Origin of the sequence: Salinirubellus salinus, assembly GCF_025231485.1 — an archaeon.
Lineage (GTDB): Archaea > Halobacteriota > Halobacteria > Halobacteriales > Haloarculaceae > Salinirubellus > Salinirubellus salinus.
Window position 1 is genome coordinate 1,162,027 of sequence record NZ_CP104003.1, and the last position, 18,066, is coordinate 1,180,092.

Annotated in this window: 19 protein-coding genes and 1 pseudogene; 9 read left to right on the forward strand and 11 right to left on the reverse strand. The window is 68.7% G+C overall.

Annotation, left to right across the window (positions count from 1 at the left end; translation table 11 throughout):
- The first annotated feature begins 19 nt into the window (after nucleotides 1–19).
- A complete protein-coding gene (locus tag N0B31_RS06460) occupies nucleotides 20–556 on the forward strand; it encodes a type II toxin-antitoxin system RatA family toxin (RefSeq protein WP_260595035.1) in 537 nt (178 codons plus the stop codon).
- Nucleotides 557–580: 24 nt separating this feature from the next.
- On the opposite strand, the gene N0B31_RS06465 is transcribed toward N0B31_RS06460, so the two are convergent.
- The 5 genes from N0B31_RS06465 to N0B31_RS06485 form a co-directional block, all read right to left on the reverse strand.
- A complete protein-coding gene (locus N0B31_RS06465) occupies nucleotides 581–1,144 on the reverse strand; it encodes a plastocyanin/azurin family copper-binding protein (RefSeq protein WP_260595036.1) in 564 nt (187 codons plus the stop codon).
- 60 nt (nucleotides 1,145–1,204) lie between these two features.
- Nucleotides 1,205–2,251 (reverse strand): patatin-like phospholipase family protein, encoded by a 1,047-nt coding sequence (locus N0B31_RS06470; protein ID WP_260595037.1) that lies wholly within the window; start codon nucleotides 2,249–2,251, stop codon nucleotides 1,205–1,207.
- Nucleotides 2,248–3,105, reverse strand: coding sequence for an SDR family oxidoreductase (locus N0B31_RS06475; RefSeq protein ID WP_260595038.1), 858 nt, complete (start codon nucleotides 3,103–3,105; stop codon nucleotides 2,248–2,250). The genes N0B31_RS06470 and N0B31_RS06475 overlap by 4 nt, the downstream gene beginning before the upstream one ends.
- An 81-nt stretch (nucleotides 3,106–3,186) precedes the next feature.
- Nucleotides 3,187–3,465: a UPF0058 family protein gene (locus N0B31_RS06480; RefSeq protein ID WP_260595039.1), complete on the reverse strand. Its 279-nt coding sequence runs from the start codon at nucleotides 3,463–3,465 to the stop codon at nucleotides 3,187–3,189.
- Between the two features lie 101 nt (nucleotides 3,466–3,566).
- Nucleotides 3,567–3,779 carry a ribbon-helix-helix domain-containing protein gene (locus N0B31_RS06485; RefSeq protein ID WP_260595040.1) on the reverse strand — a complete coding sequence of 71 codons (213 nt, stop codon included), beginning with the start codon at nucleotides 3,777–3,779 and terminating at the stop codon, nucleotides 3,567–3,569.
- Nucleotides 3,780–3,956: 177 nt separating this feature from the next.
- On the opposite strand from N0B31_RS06485, the gene N0B31_RS06490 reads away from it, so the two are divergent.
- Complete coding sequence (locus N0B31_RS06490; RefSeq protein WP_260595042.1) at nucleotides 3,957–4,556, forward strand: sulfite oxidase-like oxidoreductase; 600 nt, start codon at nucleotides 3,957–3,959, stop codon at nucleotides 4,554–4,556.
- Between the two features lie 21 nt (nucleotides 4,557–4,577).
- Here N0B31_RS06490 and N0B31_RS06495 read toward each other — a convergent pair whose 3' ends face one another.
- Nucleotides 4,578–5,888 carry a phosphoribosylamine--glycine ligase gene (locus tag N0B31_RS06495; RefSeq protein WP_260595043.1) on the reverse strand — a complete coding sequence of 437 codons (1,311 nt, stop codon included), beginning with the start codon at nucleotides 5,886–5,888 and terminating at the stop codon, nucleotides 4,578–4,580.
- Between the two features lie 75 nt (nucleotides 5,889–5,963).
- Nucleotides 5,964–6,617: pseudogene (locus tag N0B31_RS06500) on the reverse strand (phosphoribosylamine--glycine ligase); the annotation flags it as partial.
- A gap of 153 nt (nucleotides 6,618–6,770) precedes the next feature.
- Here N0B31_RS06500 and N0B31_RS06505 point away from each other — a divergent pair.
- Complete coding sequence (locus tag N0B31_RS06505) at nucleotides 6,771–7,526, forward strand: competence/damage-inducible protein A (RefSeq protein WP_260595047.1); 756 nt, start codon at nucleotides 6,771–6,773, stop codon at nucleotides 7,524–7,526.
- Nucleotides 7,527–7,544: 18 nt separating this feature from the next.
- Here N0B31_RS06505 and N0B31_RS06510 read toward each other — a convergent pair whose 3' ends face one another.
- Nucleotides 7,545–8,804 (reverse strand): site-2 protease family protein, encoded by a 1,260-nt coding sequence (locus tag N0B31_RS06510; RefSeq protein WP_260595048.1) that lies wholly within the window; start codon nucleotides 8,802–8,804, stop codon nucleotides 7,545–7,547.
- Between the two features lie 166 nt (nucleotides 8,805–8,970).
- Here N0B31_RS06510 and N0B31_RS06515 point away from each other — a divergent pair, with 166 nt between their 5' ends.
- Both N0B31_RS06515 and N0B31_RS06520 read left to right on the forward strand, forming a co-directional pair.
- Complete coding sequence (locus N0B31_RS06515) at nucleotides 8,971–9,579, forward strand: MBL fold metallo-hydrolase (RefSeq protein WP_260595049.1); 609 nt, start codon at nucleotides 8,971–8,973, stop codon at nucleotides 9,577–9,579.
- Nucleotides 9,580–9,666: 87 nt separating this feature from the next.
- The gene (locus N0B31_RS06520; RefSeq protein WP_260595050.1) at nucleotides 9,667–12,324 is read left to right on the forward strand and encodes a PAS domain S-box protein; all 2,658 of its coding nucleotides are present in this window, start codon (nucleotides 9,667–9,669) and stop codon (nucleotides 12,322–12,324) included.
- 14 nt (nucleotides 12,325–12,338) lie between these two features.
- Here the strand turns inward: N0B31_RS06520 and N0B31_RS06525 are convergent, their stop codons facing one another.
- Entirely contained in the window at nucleotides 12,339–12,488 is a 150-nt protein-coding gene (locus N0B31_RS06525) for a 50S ribosomal protein L40e (protein ID WP_260595052.1), read from the reverse strand.
- Between the two features lie 91 nt (nucleotides 12,489–12,579).
- On the opposite strand from N0B31_RS06525, the gene N0B31_RS06530 reads away from it, so the two are divergent.
- Complete coding sequence (locus N0B31_RS06530; protein WP_260595053.1) at nucleotides 12,580–13,629, forward strand: enolase-like domain-containing protein; 1,050 nt, start codon at nucleotides 12,580–12,582, stop codon at nucleotides 13,627–13,629.
- Here N0B31_RS06530 and N0B31_RS06535 read toward each other — a convergent pair whose 3' ends face one another.
- Nucleotides 13,630–14,166, reverse strand: a complete 537-nt coding sequence (locus tag N0B31_RS06535; RefSeq protein WP_260595055.1) for a DUF367 family protein — start codon at nucleotides 14,164–14,166, stop codon at nucleotides 13,630–13,632. It abuts the gene before it with no gap.
- Nucleotides 14,167–14,253: 87 nt separating this feature from the next.
- Here N0B31_RS06535 and N0B31_RS06540 point away from each other — a divergent pair, with 87 nt between their 5' ends.
- Together N0B31_RS06540 and N0B31_RS06545 are read left to right on the forward strand one after the other, a co-directional pair.
- The gene (locus tag N0B31_RS06540; protein WP_260595057.1) at nucleotides 14,254–14,580 is read left to right on the forward strand and encodes a nuclear transport factor 2 family protein; all 327 of its coding nucleotides are present in this window, start codon (nucleotides 14,254–14,256) and stop codon (nucleotides 14,578–14,580) included.
- Between the two features lie 163 nt (nucleotides 14,581–14,743).
- The gene (locus tag N0B31_RS06545; RefSeq protein WP_260595059.1) at nucleotides 14,744–15,622 is read left to right on the forward strand and encodes a universal stress protein; all 879 of its coding nucleotides are present in this window, start codon (nucleotides 14,744–14,746) and stop codon (nucleotides 15,620–15,622) included.
- A gap of 9 nt (nucleotides 15,623–15,631) precedes the next feature.
- Here N0B31_RS06545 and serS read toward each other — a convergent pair whose 3' ends face one another.
- On the reverse strand, nucleotides 15,632–17,014 hold the full coding sequence (gene serS / locus N0B31_RS06550) for a serine--tRNA ligase (protein WP_260595060.1): 1,383 nt from the start codon (nucleotides 17,012–17,014) through the stop codon (nucleotides 15,632–15,634).
- A 155-nt stretch (nucleotides 17,015–17,169) separates the two neighbouring features.
- On the opposite strand from serS, the gene N0B31_RS06555 reads away from it, so the two are divergent.
- Entirely contained in the window at nucleotides 17,170–18,048 is an 879-nt protein-coding gene (locus tag N0B31_RS06555; protein ID WP_260595061.1) for a helix-turn-helix domain-containing protein, read from the forward strand.
- Nucleotides 18,049–18,066: the final 18 nt, after the last annotated feature.

Here is an 18,066-nt window from a genome sequence, read left to right on the forward strand (position 1 = left end):
GTCGGGCCAATCGGAGGGCGTGAGCGACGCCGTCGAGGTCAGCACCGTCGTGTACATCTCTCCCGAGGAGGCCTACGATTTCATCGTTGACTTCCCGCGATACGCCCGGTACTCGAAGTACCTGAGCCGGGTGACACAGAACGGCGACGGGCACCCCGGCACGGAGTACGACCTCCACTTCGAGTGGTGGAAGCTCTCGTACACCGCCCGGTCACGGGTCACTGACACCGAGCCGCCACGCCGCCTCGACTGGCAGATCATCAAGGACCTCGACGCTGCTGGCCAGTGGCACATCGAGCCCCTCCCCGACTCGGAGGTGCCGGCGGACCGTGAGCACGCCGTCCGGGTCCGCCTCGACATCGACTTCCACCCGCAGTCGGCGAACACCGACGCCCTCGAACTCCCCCGGTTCGTGAACCTGAGCTGGGTCGTCGAGAAGGTGAAACCGCTCGTGCAGGAGGAGGCCGAACGGGTCGTCAGGCGCATCGTCGCCGACCTGGAGGGGGAGACGCGCGACGTGGACCTGGAGATACACAAGACGCCGGACCGGGTCTGAGCCGCGTGGGGGGTTCCCCCTCGCTCACTCGTCGACTTCGTAGTCGCCGCCGAAGCGCATGAAGAAGTACGCGAGCCCCAGCGTCGAGAACATCCCGACCATCGTCGCGACGCCGAGCGTCTTCGCCGAGTCCGGGATGGCCGGCGGACCGCCGCCGCCACCGCCGCTGGACGCGCTCGGGTCCTCGCCGGACTCGTTCACCGTGATGGAGCCGACCATCCCCGAGGTCTGGTGCGGGGCACAGTAGTACTCGTACGTACCCGTCGTCTCGAACGTGTAGGAGTACTCGTGGCCCGTGTCGTACGTGTCGCCCGGGCCACCCTCGGTGCCCTCCCAGCCGGCCCCCTCGGGCTGGCTGTCGACGACGATGTTGTGGAGGTCCGACTCCCACACGAAGTTCACCGTCGTGCCCGGCGTGATGAACAGCTCTGCCGGTTCGAACACCAGTTCGCCGCCGGGGCCGACGACGACCTCCTGGCTCGACTGTGCTGCCGCCGTCCCGGACGTCGCCGCCACGCCCGCGGCCGCCGCCGTCCCAGACGCCGCCTTGAGGAACCCACGCCGGCTCACGGTATCGTCCGCGCTCATGGATTGGACTTACCGCTACCCCGTACTGAATCCATTGATTCCGTCCCGCCGTCCCGGGACTCAGTGACGCCGCTCGGTTCGGGGGTAGTCGTCCGTGGGAGCGGTCCCGTCCGGCGACGCCGGGTACGCCTGCAGGAACCGCTCGGCCGCCCGCTCGCCGCGTTCCAGTAACCCCTCCAGGAACTCGGGCCGCCGGTCCAGTTTCGTCGACGGGCCGAAGTGCTCGTCCAGTTCGATGCGGCGGATATCCGTCTCGACGAACTCGTCCGCGGGCAGGTGGCCCGCGCGGACCCACTCGTTGACCCAGCGGACGAACCGCAGCTCCTGGTTCAGCGAGAGGTTCCCGGAGAGTTCGTTGCGGCGGTCGGCGATGGCCGCCGGCGTCCGCGGAATCGCGGCGTCGTTCTGTGGGTTGATCTGGACGACCCACACCTCCTCCGGCTTGCGATCGGCCGGTACCGTCAGGAGGTCGAGGACCGGTGGGTTCTGGCTGAAGAGGCCGTCCCAGTGGCCGTGCCCGTCGATCTCGACCGCCGGGAACAGTTCGGGGATGGCCGCCGACGCGAGCACCGCGTCCTCGGTGACGTCCTCGTTGTGGAACGTCTCGAAGACGCCGCCCTCCACGTCGACGGTCCCGACGACGAGTTCGGGGTCCGTGTGCGTACAGTGGGCAGGGACGTCGTCGAAGTCGACGAACGACTCCAGGATGCGCCCGATGCGTCGCTGGCCGAGGTACGACGCGGGGACCGTGTACGGACTGGGCTGTGGTGTCGGGACGCCCATGTCGCGGGCCATCGACCCCCAGACGCCGAGCGCGCTGGCCCACGCGTCGACGGGGTCGTCGGCAGCCAGTTCGGCCCAGAGGTCGCCGAGTCGCTCGACGGCCGTCGCGGGACCCTCCGTCACGAGCGCGTACCACGCGACGACGGCGTTGAACGCGCCCCCGGAGGTGCCGGAGATGCCGACGAGTTCGAACCGCTCCTCGTCCCACTCGTGGAACAGGCCCCGGAGGACGCCCGCGGTGAACGCGGTGTGACTCCCACCGCCCTGACACGCGATGGCCACGCGAGTCGGCCGGTCGTCCCCAGCCGCCCCGTCCGCGCTCACTCGTATGTCCCCGTGTAGCCGCCGTCCCAGAGCATGTCCGCTCCGTTCAGGTGCCGCGAGTGCGAGGAGAACCCGAAGGTGAACAGGTTCGCCACCTCGGCGGGCGTCATCAGTTCCTTCAGGCGGGCCTGCCCGAGGAACCGCTCCTCGACGACCGCCTCGGGAGTCATGTCGAGCTCCTCGGCGGTGTCCTGTATCTGGTTGGCCATCAGCGGCGTCAGCACGTAGCCGACCGAGACGGAGAACCCGCGGAGGTCACCCTCGCCCTCGGCCGCGATGGCGTTGGTCAGCCCACGGAGCGCGAACTTGGCGGTGATGTAGGCCGCCTTCGCGGAGGTGGCGTAGTGGCCGTGGATGGACGCCATGTTGCCGATGGCGCCGCGGCCGTCGCCCTCGCGGATGTGCGGCATCGCGTGTTTCGTGAGGAGGAACGGCGCGCGGACCATCACGTCCTGCAGGAGGTCCCACTTCTCGGTCGGGAACTGGTCGATGGGGTCGATGTGCTGGAGCCCGGCGATGTTCGCGACGTAGCGCAACTGCCCGAGGTCCGCGGCCGCCTCGGCGATGCCCGCCACGGCGTCGTCGTCGGTCAGGTTCGCGTCGACGGTCTCGACTCGCCCCGGCGCGCCGATGTCCTCGGCGAGGTCGGCCGTCTCCGCGAGCCCCTCCTCGTCCATGTCCGTCGAGACGACGGTGACGCCGTTCGTCGCGAGGCCGAGCGTCGTCGCTCGACCGATGCCCGACGCCCCGCCGGTGACGATAGCGACGTCGTCACTGGTGAGCCACGGGTCGTCGAGGACGAGGAAGTCGTCGGCACTCGGTTCCGGTGCGGTGAGGTCGTCGTCGCCTGCCATGTGAGGAGCCACGACGGGTCCGCCGTTATACCTTGGCCCCGCGGGTGTGGTGGGCGCGCCGGCGTGGGCCTCGCTCGACCGCTACAGTTTCCGCTCTGCGTCCTCGGCGAGTTCCTCCATCCGCTTGCCGATGCGGCCCGCGTCGGAGAACTCGTCGTCGCTCATCACCGAGGCGAGTGCGTTCCCGAGGACGAACACGGCGTGCTTGTGCTCGGACTTGGACTTGTGGACGTCGTCGGGCGAGACGTCGAGCTGGTCGTACGGGTCGAAGAGGCTGCCGTCGACGTCCTCCATCCCACGGAAGGTCTCCATGATGGCGACCATGTGTTCGTGGAGTTCGAGGAGTTCCTCCTTGTGCATGGCGTGCGGTACTGTTCGGCCGAACAAAACGGTTGCGCGTGATTCGGTCGCACTCCGCGGCGGAGGGGACGGTCAGCAGGTGGTCCGCGGGTGGTCGGGAGTCAGAAGACGTACTCGTCGTCGTGGCCCATCATGCCGTCGTCCTCGAAGCCCGGTTCCTCGTCCTCTATCGGGCCGCTGGTCTTGTACGCGCGGATCCCGGTCGAGAGGAGGTCCTCGATGGCCTCCTCCCGGTTGACGAACTCGCCATCCTCGACGAGTTTCGCGATCTGCATCTCGAGGTGCTCCGGGACGGTTAGCTCTACCTTGGGCATCGGAACTGGCAGAAAATTCGCCGGGGGGGCATTTAACTCTGGCGGGCGAAGTTTCGTATTCGACAATCGAACCCCGCGCTCCGAAAAACTCGACTCTCGCTCGGGAAGAATGATTTCACGTCGTCACAAACGCGGCCGAGTCGTAACACGTAGGCCCCGGCCGTCCCGATGCCGGGTATGAGCGACCTGCGCGACGTGACCGACCTCTACGAGGAGTTCGGCGACGAGCGGCTCCCACCCGGACAGACCGAGACCACGGGCTTCCCCGTGCTCTCGAAGGGGGCGACCCCGAAGTTCGACCGCGAGGACTGGACGTTCGACGTGTGGGGCGCCGTCGACGAGCGCCTCGCGCTCTCCTACGACGAGTTCCGTGACCTGCCGAGCGAGACCCAGTTACAGGACTTCCACTGCGTGACCGGGTGGTCGCGCTTCGACAACGAGTTCACCGGCGTGACGTTCCCCACGCTGGCCGAGGTGGCGGGCGTCACCGACGACGCCGTCCACGTCATGTTCCACTCGCTGGACGGCTACACCACCGACCTCCCGCTCGCCGCGTGCATGCGCGAGGAGACGATGCTCGCGTGGGGCCACGACGGCGAGGACCTCTCGGCCGACCACGGCGGCCCCCTCCGTGTCGTGACGCCCCACCGGTACGCCTACAAGGGGGCGAAGTGGGTGGAGGGCGTCGAGTTCCTCACCGAACCCGAGCGGGGGTACTGGGAGAAACGGGGGTACTCGGTCAGCGCGAACCCGTGGGCGGAGGAGCGCTACGCCTGAGTCGGACCGTCTGCCACCCGATCACGGCCCGAGGTAGCCCCACGCCAGCAGGCGGTCGCCGTCGCCCTGGATCCAGCGCTCCCCGATGTCGTCACGGTAGTAGAGGTTGGGGACGACGATGTCCTTGATGCGGCCGTAGGCCTGTCGGCGAGCGTTCTGCATCGTGTCTCCTTTCCCAGTGACGACCAGCGGCATGCCGCTCTCACCAGCAACTCGCCACTGTCCATCGATCTTCTTCGTGTCCTCCAAGTGGATTCCGTCTCGGCTCTCGGTCTGGAAGACGACCGCGGCGTTACGGGAGTTCTCGTCGTACGTCTTCTCGTCGTCGAACGGGAAGGGTGGGAGGACAACGCGTACACCGATCTGGTACCCGTTGTGAACCTCTAATTCAGGGTCGTTTCCGTGGGCTAGGTCGTAGAAGAACTGCCCGGTCGAGGATTCGAGCGACTCCTCCTGGAGTGCGATGGTCGGATAGCCGAATCGTGGGGTGAACTCTAACGGGTAGATGCCAGTCTCGTTGACGATACAGTTGATGTCGATACTCCCGACGTAGCCCTCCTCGGCGAGCCAATCTTCGAGCTTCCCGAACGTCTCCTCGAACAGTTTGTTCCGGCCGCCCCAGAACATCGACGTACCCATTTCACCGGTTGAGGGGCCGATGTTTCCTGGGAACAATTTCTTATGCTCAAAATTAAAATTGACCTGGTCAATGAACTGCTCACCGTTGAAGAACCCGCAGATGGCGATCTCCACGCCCTCGACTTTCCGCTGGAGCTGGAAGCCCTTCATGCGGTGGCCCCACGCTTTCTTGTACGCACGAAGGACGTCTACCACGTCGCTGCCATCGTCCTCATTTCCGACGTAGAGGAGTCGCTTGACGTTCTGAACTTCTCCAAGCGGTTTGATCACGTACGGTGCGGGATTCTCTTGGACGTGCTGGATGCCGGCGTCGAAATCCTCGAAGACGTGGTGCTCGATAGTGTTGACTCCGTGCTCTTCGAGGATCTCCATCGCATAACCGCGATCTTCTTCGAGTTGATCAGTGTTCGGCGTGCCACCAACGACTGCTTTCCCTTGCTCGCGGAGTTCTTGGGCGAGCGCGCCAGTGCCGACGTCTGAGCCGACCCAGATGTCGTCGAAGATGATGACATCGGCCCACTCGACCTCCGCGCGCCAGTCGTCTGTCTTCGGGACGAACCCGTTGCCGATTTCTTTGTCCGATTCGGCCTCGATGTAGTACTTCACGTCGTGGCCTTCTTGATGGACTTGCCAGGCGAGGTCGGTGATCAGTGCGGCGTCGGCCGAGACGAACAGGAAGTGTTTGGTTTCCATTGGATTTATCTAGGCAGCGACCGTTTGTCTTTCTGTGCGAGTTTTCTGAGAGCAAATGAATGATAAATCCCACATTTTGTGCTCGAAGTTGAAGTTGATGGGTTCGACGAACCCGTCGCCGTCGAAGAACCCACAGATGGCCACCTCGACACCCTCGACGCGGCGCTGGAGCTGGAACCCCTTCATCCGGTGGCCCCACGCCTTCTCGTAGGCCCGGAGCACGTCGACCACGTCGCTCCCGTCGGCCTCACGCCCGACGTAGAGCAGTCGCTTGACGTTCTGCACCTCGCCCAGCGGCTTGATGACGTAGGGCGCGGGGTTCCGCTGGACGTGCTCGATGGCGTCGTCGAACGACGAGAACTCCCGGTGGGGGAGGAGTTCGACCCCGTGGTCGGCGAGAACCTCCATCGCGTACCCCCGGTCGTCCTCTAGTCGGTCCGTGTTCGGGGTGCCGCCGACGACGGCGTGCCCCTCGGCGCGGAGTCGCTGGGCGATGTCGCCGGTGCCGACGTCGTCGCCCACCCAGATGTCGTCGAAGACGACCACGTCCGCCCAGTCGAGTTCGGCCTTCCAGTCGTCGGTCTTGGGGACGAACCCGTCGGCTATCTCGCGGTCTGACTCGGCCGCGACGTAGTAACGCACGTCGTGGCCCTCGCGGTGGATCTGCCACGCGAGGTCACCGACGAGGGCCGCGTCGAGCGAACAGAAGAGGAAGTTCGCGGGTTCCATAGTGCCCCGTCGGCGGGCGGCCGCGTAAGTCTCCCGGCCCCGAGAGTCACCGTCGGGCCGGCCGCGGCCCCGTCGGACGAGGGAGCCGAGCCGCCCCGTGGCCGAGCTACCGCGGTCGGAGGCGCTTTAGGCCGCCCGGCCGTCGCTCCACCCATGCAGGCAGCCATCGTCACCGTCGGCGACGAACTCCTCGCCGGTGACACCGAGAACACGAACGCGACGTGGCTCTGCCGTGAGCTCACGGCGCGCGGCGTGTCGGTCCAGCGCGTCCTCACGGTCCCCGACGGGGTGGACACCATCGCCGACGCCGTCCGCGAGTACGCGGCCGCCTTCGACGCCGTCCTCCTCACGGGCGGCCTCGGCGGGACGCCAGACGACGTGACGATGGACGGGGTGGCCGCGGCGTTCGACCGACCGCTCGGCGTCGACGACCTGGCGAAGGCGGACCTCGAACGCACGCTCGCGGCCATCGCCGACGACTACCCGGACCTCTCGGTGGACGTGGAGGCCGAGGCGTCCATCCCCGAGGGTGCACGCCCGCTCGTCAACTCCGCGGGCCTCTCGCCGGGCTGCGTCGTCGAGACGGAGACGACGGCCGTCTACGTCCTCCCCGGCATCCCCGGCGAGATGCGGGCGATGTTCGAGAGCGTGGCCGAGGAGTTCGACGGCGACGTGCAGTCCCGGACCCTCTACACTGACGAACCGGAGGCCGCGCTCATCGAGCGACTGGACGACGTGCGCCACCAGTTCGGCGTGCAGGTGGGCTGTTACCCCGACCGGGCGGTCCAGCACAACCGCCTGAAACTCCGGAGCGACGACGGGGCGACGCTGGAGGAGGCGTTCGCGTGGCTCGGCGAGCACGTGCGGACAGTCGACCCCCCGACAGAGGAGGAAGGGGAGACGGGCTGAGCCGTTCGGGACGGGCGGCTAGTTCCCGAACCGGGTGTCCGGGTCGCGCTCCGGGTCCGGGCCGTCGCGGTCCGACCCGCTCGGTCGGCCGGTGTTCGGCCGGTCCAGTGAGCCCGACGAACGGATGATGTCGAGCGCGGTCATCAGGTCGGTCCGCGAGAGGAGGCCGGTGAACGTCGCCTCGTCGGCGGGCCGGAAGGGGTCCGGGTCGCTCATCACGACGAGACGGCCCACGCCGTTGGTCTGCATCCGCTCGATGGCCTCCATCGCCCCCGTCGATGGCGTGACGGTGACGAGGTCGGTGCTCATCACGTCGTCGACGCGGTAGGCGTCGCGTTCGACCTGTGGGACCGACTGGGCGTCCTCGAGCGTGACGAGGCCGACCACGCGACCGTTCTCCAGCACCGGGTAGCCGGTGTGGCGCTCGCGGAACATCCGCTCGACGAGGTCGGCCACGCTCGTCTCGGGCGTGACGGAGCTGACCTGCTCGGCCGGCGTCATCAGCTCCCCGACGACGACCCCGTCCAGCGCCGCGCGCATCGTCGTCTGCTGGGCCTCGGAGGAGGCACCGATGTAGATGAAGAAGGCGATGGCGACGAGGAACAGGCCGCCGCCGCCGAACAGGCCGAACAGGCCCAGCAGGATGGCGAACACCTGGCCCACCCGGGCGGCCGTCTGGGTCGCCTGCGCGTACGGTCGGGTGCGCGCGAGGAGTGCGCGGAGCACCCGTCCGCCGTCCATCGGGAACCCCGGCAGGAGGTTGAACCCCGCCAGCGCGACGTTCATCAGCGCGAGGTAGCCGACGAGGAACTTCACCGCGGCGACGGCCGTGGCGCCGTCCGGGGGCAGGAACTGGAACCCGACCCACGCGCCGACACCGAGCAGGACGCTGACGGCGGGGCCGGCGAGCGCGACGTACAGCTCCTGCTTCCAGTCCTCGGGCATCGCCGAGAGCTGGGCGACGCCCCCGAACAGCCAGAGTCGGATGGACTCGATCTCGATGCCGTAGCGTCGCGCGACCAGCGAGTGGCCGAGTTCGTGCAGGACGACGCCGACGAACAGGCCGACGGCGGCGAGCGTCCCCATCCCGAACGCGAGGACGGGCGTGCCCGTGAGCGCGCTCGCGGCGATGTTCGCGCCCAGCAGCTCGTTCAGTATCTCGGTCCACCGGCCGACCTGCACGCCGATGACGTAGGCGAACAGGGGGAGGACCAGCAGGAACGTCAGGTCGAGCTCGATGGGGATACCGAAGAGCCGACCGACGCGGAAACTCTTCATGGAGGTAGGTAGTCGGTCGGCGCCCTTAAGCGGGGGGCACCGAGACCGGACCGAGACTGGACCGAGACCGAACCCCCATTCGACCGGAACCGTGTCACCCGAGTGTCCGACGCTCGGCAGCCGATACGTCGGGGCTATATATACGCACTCGGACACTGTAGCTGGTATGGATATCGTCAACGTCACCGCCGACGCGGAGACGTTCACCTGTAACGCGTTCCTCGCCCTCGGGGAACGAGCCGTGCTGGTCGACGCCGGCGCGATGGAGGGCGTGGTGGACGCGGTTCGGGAGCACACGGAGACACTCGACGGGGTGGTGTTGACCCACCAGCACGGCGACCACGTCGCGCAACTGGACGCCGTCGTCGAGGCGTTCGACCCCACCGTCCACGCCTACAGCGAACACCCACACCGGACCCACGAGATAGAGGACGGGGGGACCGTCGAGGTCGGGGACGAGCTGTTCGAGGCCGTCTACACGCCCGGCCACGCCGCCGACCACGTCTCGTTCGTCTCGGAGACGACGCTGTTCTCCGGGGACGTGGTCGTCCACGACGACGGCGCGTTCGAGTACGGCTCGTTCGGCCGGACCGACATGCCCGGCCAGTCGCGCGAGCGACTCATCGAGTCCATCCGGTCGCTGCTCGACCGCCTCCCCGTCGGCGTCGAACACCTCTACGCCGGGCACGGCGACGAGTTCCACGGCGACGTGCGCGACGTGGTCGAGACGGCCCTCGAACGCGCCGAGCGACGGGAGCCGAAGTACCCCGAGTGAGCCCGTGCCGGGGACCTGTCCGTGGCCCGGTCGGGACACGCCGACGACCTCGGACTCGAGTGCCCGTTGCGGGAGGTGGTCCACCCCGTGAGCGACGGTGCTCCCCCGGTGGTGTTCGCCCTCGGTCGGACCGACCCGCTCCGTGGCGAGGGCGTGAAGCTTCGGCCGTTCACGGACCTCGTGGCCCTCGGCGCCGCAGTAGACGAAGCGCGCCCGGCCGCCGTCGTCCTCGAACACGACCCTGACGGGCCCGACGGCCTCGCCGCCCTCGGAGCGCTCGGTGAGCGTCACCCCGCGGTGCCGACGCTCCTCTGGACGGAGACGCCGGACGGGACGGTGGCGGCCGCGGCCACGCGACGGGGTGTGACCGAGTACGCCTCGGCTGCCGCCGACTCGCTCCCCGACCGGGTCCGTGCGGTGGCCACGGACACCCAGCTGGGCGGTGGTGCCGCGGTGGTCGCCGGGGACGACCGGAACGACGCGCCCGATGGTGCCGACATCGCGACCGACGGAGCCGACGCAGTCTCCCCCGGGGCGCCCACGTCTGTCGGCGACCCGCCCCACCTGCTCGAACGCATCGACGACGGCTTCGTCGCCATCGACGAGGAGTGGCGCTTCACCCACGTCGACGAGCGCGCCGAGACGATGCTGGGGGAAGCGGCCGACGGGCTGGTCGGCCGGGACGCCCGCGAGTTCCTCCCGGAGCACCTCCACGAGCCGTTCGCCCGTGCGATGCGGACCGGAGAGGCAGTGACCCTCGAGGGGTGGTTCGACTCGCTCGACGCCAGGCTGCTCGTGAGCATCTCCCCCGACGGGGACGGCCTGCACGTCTACGCCCGGGACACGAGCGAGGAGCGTCGGTACCGACGGGCGCTCTCGACGCTGCTGGAGCGGACGAGCGACCTGATGGTGGCCGAGACGGAGACGGAGGTGGCCCGTACCACCGTCGACGCCGCGGCCGAGATAATCGGGTTCGAGCTGAACGGGGTCAGACGATACGACCCGACGACGGGTGCGCTGGAACTGCTCTGTGCCACCGAGGAGGCGAGGTCGCACATCGCCCCACCCGAGTCGGTCGCCACCGGCGAGGGTCTCCAGGGCAAGGCGTTCGCCACGGGTGAGACCATCGTCGTCGACGACCCCGGGGGCGACGCCGAGGGGCGCTACGACGGCGTCCGGGCCGCCGCGACGGTCCCGCTTGGTGAGTACGGGACGCTGACCGTCGGGTCGCGCGACGTGGGCGGCGTCGACGGCGTCGACCGTGACCTCCTCGAGTTGCTGGGGTTGAGCGCGGAGGCCGCGTTGCTCCGGGCCGAGCGCGAGGCGTCGCTCCGCGAGTACCGTGCCGTCCACGAGACCGTCGACCAGATGGTGTACACGCTGGACGAGACGGGCCACATCTCGTTGCTGACCGCGCCGATGGCGGAGCGGTTCGGCTACCGCCGCGAGGAACTCGTCGGCGAACACATCCGGGAGATACTGCCGCCGGGGGACGTCGATCGGGGCCGCGAACTGATAGCAGAGCTGCTCTCCGAGCCGCCCGGTGACAGTCGGACCTACGAGACACGCGTCTACCCGAACGAGGGCGACCCGTTCCCCGTCGAAGTCGATATCACGCTGTTCCGGCGTGACGGGGAGTTCCGCGGGTCCGTGGGCGTCGTCCGGGACGTCTCCGAACTCCACCGAGCACGCGCGGAACTGGCCGACGAGCGCGACCGCTTCGCCTACCTGTTCGAGCAGTTGCCGGACGCGGTGGTCGAGGCGGAGCTCGTCGACGGCGAACCCGTCGTCAGCGCGGTCAACGAGGCCTTCGAGCGCGTGTTCGGGTTCGAGGCCGAGACCGTGGTCGGTGAACTGCTCAACGAGTTCGTCGTCCCCTCGAGCGAGGCCGGGAACGCGGAGCGTATCGACGAGCGATCACGGCGGGGCGAGGTCGTCCGCGAGGAGGTCCGCCGGCAGACCGCGACGGGTACCCGGGAGTTCCTGTGCACCGGCGTCCCGTTCGACACCGAGGGCGAGCGGACCCGCGGGTTCGCCATCTACACGGATATCACCGAACAGCGCGACCGCGAGCGTCGCCTGCAGGTCCTCTACCGCGTCCTCAGACACAACCTCCGTAACGACATGAACGTCATCAGCGGGAACGCCGCGGACCTCCACGAGGCGCTCGCGGACAGCCAGCCACGGCTGGCGGCCCTCGCCGATACCATCTACGAGCGGGCGACGCAGGTGGCCGACATCTCGCACAAGGCCGGCGACATCCAGCGGGCGATGGACACGGACTCGGTCCCCTACGGCGTCGAACTCGACCGCGTCGTCAGACAGGCCGTAGACCGGGTGGGACGACACCACCCGTCGGCGGACGTCCGCGTCGACGTCCCGGCCATCCCGGTGGAGAGCACCGGCGGTCTCGTCAGGGCCGTCGAGAACCTCGTCGAGAACGGTGTCGTCCACGCCGGCGACACCGACCCGACCGTCAGGGTCACCGTCGACACGGACGCCCCGGAGGGGTTCGTCGACCTCCGGGTCGCCGACGACGGACCGGGCATCCCCGCGCGCGAGAAGGCCGTCCTCGTCGACGACGACGACATCACCCAGCTCCGTCACTCGCGGGGATTGGGGCTCTGGACGGTCCGATGGGTCGTGGAGGCGAGTGGCGGGGAGCTGTGGTTCGACGAACGCGAAACGGGTGCGATGGTGGTGATACGGCTCCGACGTGCCGGCGTGTCGGCCGACGAGGAGTAGCGGGGCGGGTCGGGTTACGTCGCGCGACGCTCTTTCGCCTTGGGTCGGAGCTTCGCGTAGCCGCACTTCCGGCACCGCTCGGCGCGTTTCGGGTTCCGGGCGTTGCACTTCATGCAGATCATCTTGTCGAGGATGCGGGCTTCCGCCTCTTCGAAACTAGCCATACCCGAGGCGTGGCCTGCGCCTCGGTTAAGCGTTGCGAGTGGCTCCGACCCACCCCCACCCGAATAAATACCCTCGCACCGTCCGTGGACCATGGACCACAGCGAGACGGGCTACGACGCGGTCACTGCCCTCCCACTCGTCGTCGAGGGGTACGACCTGGAGCATCACGAGCGGTCGCCCAGCGCCGACTTCACCCGCCGGACCACCGTCTTCGCACTCCACGGCGACGGTGAGACCGGCCGTGGCGAGGACGTGGCGTACGAACCCGAGGACCACGAGGCGCTGGCGGCGGCGGACCCGTTCGACCTCTCGTTCGACGGGACGTTCGGCGAGTTCTCGGCCCGACTCGACCGCACCGACCTGTTCGAGGACCCGCCTGCCCGCGAGACGAACCGGGCGTACCGACGCTGGGCGCTCGAGAGTGCCGCACTCGACCTCGCGCTTCGGCAGGCAGAGACCAACCTCGGCACCGTGCTGGGTCGCGCGTACCGGCCGGTCCGGTTCGTCGTCTCCACCCGCGTCGACTCGATGGACCGCATCGACACCCTGCTGGACGTGGACCCCGACGCGGAGTTCAAGCTCGACCCCGAACCCGACTGGGACGACGAGCTGTTCGACTCGCTGGCGGCGCTCGATCGGGTCCGCGTGGTGGACCTGAAGGGGTTCTACGAGGGCACCAGCGTCGACGTCCCGGCAGACCCCGACCTCTACGAGCGCACGCTGGAGACGTTCCCCGACGCGGTCGTCGAGGACGCCTACTTCACCGAGGAGACGACACCCCTGCTCGAACCCGAGGCCGACCGCCTCTCGTTCGACTATCCGGTCCACGACGTCGAGAGCGTCGAGGCCCTGCCCGTCGAGGTTCGGTGGCTGAACGTCAAGCCCTCCCGCTTCGGGACTGTCGAGTCGTTGCTCGAGACCATCGCGTGGGCCGAGGCACGCGACGTGCGTATGTACGGCGGCGGCCAGTACGAACTGAGCGTCGGACGCGACCAGATACAGGCGCTCGCCTCCCTGTTCTACGCCGACGGGCCGAACGACGTGGCACCGCGAGACTACAACGAGCAGCGGCCTCCGCGGACGCTCCCCCGGAGTCCGCTGAAGCCGGGCGGCAGGCCCACGGGACTCGGCCTGGAGTGACTACGCCCCATCGCTGGCGTCCTCGCCGTCCGCACCGTCCGCCCCGGCGTCGAGATACTCCTGCTGGATGGCGACCACCTCGGCCGAGTCGTCGGCCGCGGCGTACCGCCCGAGGGGTTCGGCGTTGAGTTCGAGGAAGGTGTGACCCCAGCGGAACTTCGAGAGGACCGTCTCGGCCTGCTCGCGCTCGCCGAGGATGCAGAGCGCGCCGGCGAACGCCTCGACGGTGTTCAACTGGAACGGCGTCCCGTAGTTGACGGGGTTGGCCGCCACGAGGAACGGGAGCGCCCGGTGAGGCCCCGAGAGACGGAACGCCTCCTCCTCGGCCGTCTCCCACGAGCAGTCGAGCGCGACGAGCGCGTCGGCCTCGGTCCGGTCGGCGGGCGAGAGCGCCTGCTCGGCGTACGGGTCGAGGACGATACCACGCGGCGTGGCGCGCGCCGAGCGGTGGAGGGTGACGAGGTCGAACTTCGCGAGGCGACGAGCCGTGCACTTCTTCGGGTCGTCGTCGCCCTCGTACCGGACGTGCAGGTCCACGGGGTCGCTCGGTCGGCGTCGCGGTTAAGCGGCGTGGTCGTCCACGCGACCCACGTTTGAAACGGGTCGGCCACCAAGGGTCGGGCGATGGAGCCAACGGACATCGCTCGCGACTACTACCGCCACGTCGACGCCGGCGCGTACGACGCACTCGCGGCCCTCCTCGGCGACTCGTTCGTCCACGTCCGGCCGGACCGGACCATCGAGGGGGCCGACGAGTTCGTCCGGTTCATGCGCGACGACCGCCCGCTGACCGACACCGAACACGAGGTCGAGACCGTGTACGAGGCCGACGGCCGGGTCGCCGTCGAGGGGCGCCTCGTCCGCGCCACGGGGGCCCGCATGTTCGACTTCGTCGACACCTTCGACGTGACGGACGGCCGCATCACCCGGATCCGGACGTACACCGACTGACCGGCCCGTCGTCGCCCCGCCACTGCGGAAGCAGACAGCCATCGTCCCCGAGACTCCAGTGTGACGACTGCCGAAGGGCGAGGCGCACCCGACGCCCGTATCCCCCACCACACGGTGGGAACGACCGACCCCTCTTTTGTAGCCCGCACGCCACGTCTCGATCATGTTCGATACGATACTCTTCCCCACGGACGGCGACGACGAGGCAGACCGGGTCTTCGAGTTCGTCCTCGACGTAGCCGAGGCGCACGGGACGACGGTCCACGTCCTCAACGTCGCGGACACGAACGTGACGAGTCACGCCGACACGAGCACCGGGACGGTCGACATCCTCGTCGACGAGGGGGACCGCATCGTCGGTGAGGCCGCCACCCGCGCCCGGAAGCGCGGTGTCGACGTGGTCGAGGCCGTCGTGCAAGGTGTCCCGCACTCCACGATCACGGAGTACGCCGAGGACAAGGACGTGGACGCGGTGGTGATGCCGACCCACGGGCGTGGCCTCGTCGGGCGCTTCCTCGTCGGGAGCGTGGCAGAGAAGGTGGTCCGGACCGCCGACGTCCCGGTCCTGACGGTTCGCCCGGAGGCGACGCTCTCGGTGCCGTTCGGGGAGGTTCTCGTCGCCACGGACGGGAGCGAGTGTGCTGCGGCCGCGGTCGAACGCGCGGCGGCACTCGCTGCGGCGGACGGCGCCACCCTCCACGTCGTCTCTGTGGTCGAACTCGCCACCTACGGCCCCGACGCCCACGCCAGCCTCAACATCTCCACGTTCGAGGACCGGGCGCAGGACGCGGTCGACGCCGCCCGAGAGACCGCCGAGGCGCTCGGCGTCGACGTCGTCACCCACGTCGAGTACGGCGGCGTCCACGCCAAGCTCCTGCGGGTGGCGGAGGACACCGAGGCCGACATCGTCGTCCTCGGGACCCACGGCCGGACCGGGTTCGACCGCTACCTCCTCGGGAGCGTCGCGGAGAAGACGGTGCGGACCTCGCCAGCGCCAGTGCTGACGGTGCGCGAGGACGAGGGCGAAGCCGAGGGAGCGTGACGAACCGGATCAGTCCTTCTTTCCGGCACCGACGGCCGACTCGCCCACCGGCTCGTGCCCCTCGATGGCCTCCTGGCCGCCCATGTACGGCTGGAGCGGTTCGGGCACGTCGACGGTGCCGTCCTCGTTCTGGTAGTACTCGAGGATGGCGACCATCACGCGTGGCAGGGCGAGGCCCGACCCGTTGAGCGTGTGCAGGTACTCCGCGCTCTCGTGGCGCTCCGGGCGGTACTGGATGCCCGCACGGCGAGCCTGGAAGTCCTCGAAGTTCGACACCGACGAGACCTCGAGCCAGCGGCCACCCTCCTCCGGGCCGTCCTCCATGTCGTCGCCGGGGGCCCACACCTCGACGTCGTACTTCTTCGACTGGGTGAACCCCATGTCGCCGGTACACATGTCGAGCACCCGGTACGGGAGTTCCAGACGGTCGAGCACCTCGCAGGCCTCCTCCAGCAACCCTTCGAGTCGGTCGTAACTCTCGCCCGGCCGGACGAAGTTGACGAGTTCGACCTTGTTGAACTGGTGGACACGGACGATGCCGCGCGTCTCGGTGCCGTGTTCGCCGGCCTCGCGCCGGAAGTTCGGCGAGAACGCCTGGTGCTTGAGCGGCAGGTCGTCGTCCAGCAGTATCTCGTCGCGGTACATGTTCGTGACCGAGACCTCCGCCGTGGGACAGAGCCACAGGTCGTCGTCGTCGTACGGCGCTTCGTTGGTGTCGCCCACGCGGTAGGCGTCGTCGACGAACTTCGGGAACTGGCCGGTCCCCCGCATCGACGCCGAGTTGACCGGCACCGGCGGGTAGATGTCGCTGTAGCCCTGCTCGCGGTGGACCGCGAGCATGAACTGCACGAGGGCGTGTTCGAGGCGCGCGCCCTCCCCCTTCAGGAAGTAGAAGCCGCCACCGGTCACCTTCGCGCCGCGCTCGAAGTCGAGGATGTCGAGTTCCTCACCCAGGTCGTAGTGCGGGACCACGTCCTCGGGCAGGTCGCGCAGGTCGTCGAACCCCCTCCGGTACCGGGTCTCGTTGTCTGTCTCGTCCTCTCCGACCGGGACCGACTCGTGGGGGACGTTCGGTATCTCGAGGAGGAGCGCCTCCAACTCGGCCTCCAGCTCCTCGGCGCGCTCCTCGACGCGCTCGATGTCGGCCTTCAGTTCCTGCGACTCGTCGATAGCCTGCTGGGCCTCCTCCTCCTCCCCCTCCTGTTTGAGCTGGCCGATCTGCGAGGAGACCTCGTTGCGCTGGCGGCGCAGGTCGTCACCCTCCGCCTTGAGTTCGCGCCACTCCTCGTCGACGGCGAGGAGGTGGTCGAGGTCCACGTCCGTCACCCCCTTCGCGTCCATCGCCTCGCGCACCGTTTCCGGGTTCTCGCGTACGAACTGCCGTGAGAGCATTTTCCGGCGCTACTCTCCTCGCCCGCAAAGGAATGTCGGTCGCGTGTGGCATCGTGCCGTCCACACCTGAACACCCGGCGTGAACCGGCGTTGACGGCCTGTCGGGCCGCGAGGACACCAGAAACGGGAAGTGTGGGACTGACCTTCGCCCACCAATGATAGCCCAGTATCTCGAGCGCCTGTTCACCTGGGAGAGTCTCGAGAACACCGAACGTGGGGTGGAGTTCGAACTCAAGAATCGGCTGACTGACGCGACGTTCAACGGCATCACCGCGGCACGCCTCGACGGCGAGTCGATCGACCTCTCGGCGGTCTCGCTGGAACTCCCCGAGGGCACGCATCGACCCGTCGAGGAGATAACCCGGACCGACCCGCTCGTGTTCGACCTCGCCGACACCGCACAGGTCGTCCTCGACGTCGATCGCCTCCGGCTGGGCACCCACGAACTCGAGGTCGGGATGGACGTCGACGGCTTCGGCGCCGTCTCGTTCGACGTGACCGACGACGTGACCGAGGCAGACCTGCTCGACGTGGACCCCGCCGACTACACGGTGGCGGCGTTGCGCGACCTCGTGGCCGGCGTGACCGAACCCGTGGAACTGGAGCGCCTGCTCGAGCGTGAGCGCGACGGGAAGGACCGCGAGACCGGGACGGCGGCCATAGAGTCGCGGCTGGACGCGGTCGAACCGACTGCCCCCGCCGCGCTCGCCGGGACGGACGAGGGCGACCACGGCCGCGAGCGGGACGCCCTCCTCGGTGGGACGCTCGCGGACCTCGTGACCGGCGTCCTCGAGTCACCGGTGCGGGCCACCGTCTACACGGCCCTGCAGACCTGTGGCGAGGCGAGCGCGGCCGACGTGGCCGAGCGTACCTTGCTGACGGAGTCGGCGGTCGAGGGGACGCTCGAGGACCTCGTGCTCGACGGCGTCGTCGAGCGAGGGGACGCCGGCTACCGTGCGAAGCCCCCGCTCTCGGTCCTCCGCTCGCGGAGTCGCGGCGCACTCGGCGTGTTCGGCCTCGGCCTCGGGAACTGAGCGGCGACACGGGAACCG

Excerpts from the sequence above, each read along its gene's own strand:
- serS (WP_260595060.1), bottom strand. The coding sequence starts at position 17,014 with ATGCTCTCACGGCAGTTCGTACGCGAGAACCCGGAAACGGTGCGCGAG.
- N0B31_RS06495 (WP_260595043.1), bottom strand. The coding sequence starts at position 5,888 with ATGGAAACCAAACACTTCCTGTTCGTCTCGGCCGACGCCGCACTGATC.
- N0B31_RS06505 (WP_260595047.1), top strand. The coding sequence starts at position 6,771 with ATGCAGGCAGCCATCGTCACCGTCGGCGACGAACTCCTCGCCGGTGAC.
- N0B31_RS06515 (WP_260595049.1), top strand. The coding sequence starts at position 8,971 with ATGGATATCGTCAACGTCACCGCCGACGCGGAGACGTTCACCTGTAAC.
- N0B31_RS06490 (WP_260595042.1), top strand. The coding sequence starts at position 3,957 with ATGAGCGACCTGCGCGACGTGACCGACCTCTACGAGGAGTTCGGCGAC.
- N0B31_RS06540 (WP_260595057.1), top strand. The coding sequence starts at position 14,254 with ATGGAGCCAACGGACATCGCTCGCGACTACTACCGCCACGTCGACGCC.
- N0B31_RS06525 (WP_260595052.1), bottom strand. The coding sequence starts at position 12,488 with ATGGCTAGTTTCGAAGAGGCGGAAGCCCGCATCCTCGACAAGATGATC.
- N0B31_RS06530 (WP_260595053.1), top strand. The coding sequence starts at position 12,580 with ATGGACCACAGCGAGACGGGCTACGACGCGGTCACTGCCCTCCCACTC.
- N0B31_RS06545 (WP_260595059.1), top strand. The coding sequence starts at position 14,744 with ATGTTCGATACGATACTCTTCCCCACGGACGGCGACGACGAGGCAGAC.
- N0B31_RS06475 (WP_260595038.1), bottom strand. The coding sequence starts at position 3,105 with ATGGCAGGCGACGACGACCTCACCGCACCGGAACCGAGTGCCGACGAC.
- N0B31_RS06465 (WP_260595036.1), bottom strand. The coding sequence starts at position 1,144 with ATGAGCGCGGACGATACCGTGAGCCGGCGTGGGTTCCTCAAGGCGGCG.
- N0B31_RS06510 (WP_260595048.1), bottom strand. The coding sequence starts at position 8,804 with ATGAAGAGTTTCCGCGTCGGTCGGCTCTTCGGTATCCCCATCGAGCTC.
- N0B31_RS06555 (WP_260595061.1), top strand. The coding sequence starts at position 17,170 with ATGATAGCCCAGTATCTCGAGCGCCTGTTCACCTGGGAGAGTCTCGAG.
- N0B31_RS06480 (WP_260595039.1), bottom strand. The coding sequence starts at position 3,465 with ATGCACAAGGAGGAACTCCTCGAACTCCACGAACACATGGTCGCCATC.
- N0B31_RS06485 (WP_260595040.1), bottom strand. The coding sequence starts at position 3,779 with ATGCCCAAGGTAGAGCTAACCGTCCCGGAGCACCTCGAGATGCAGATC.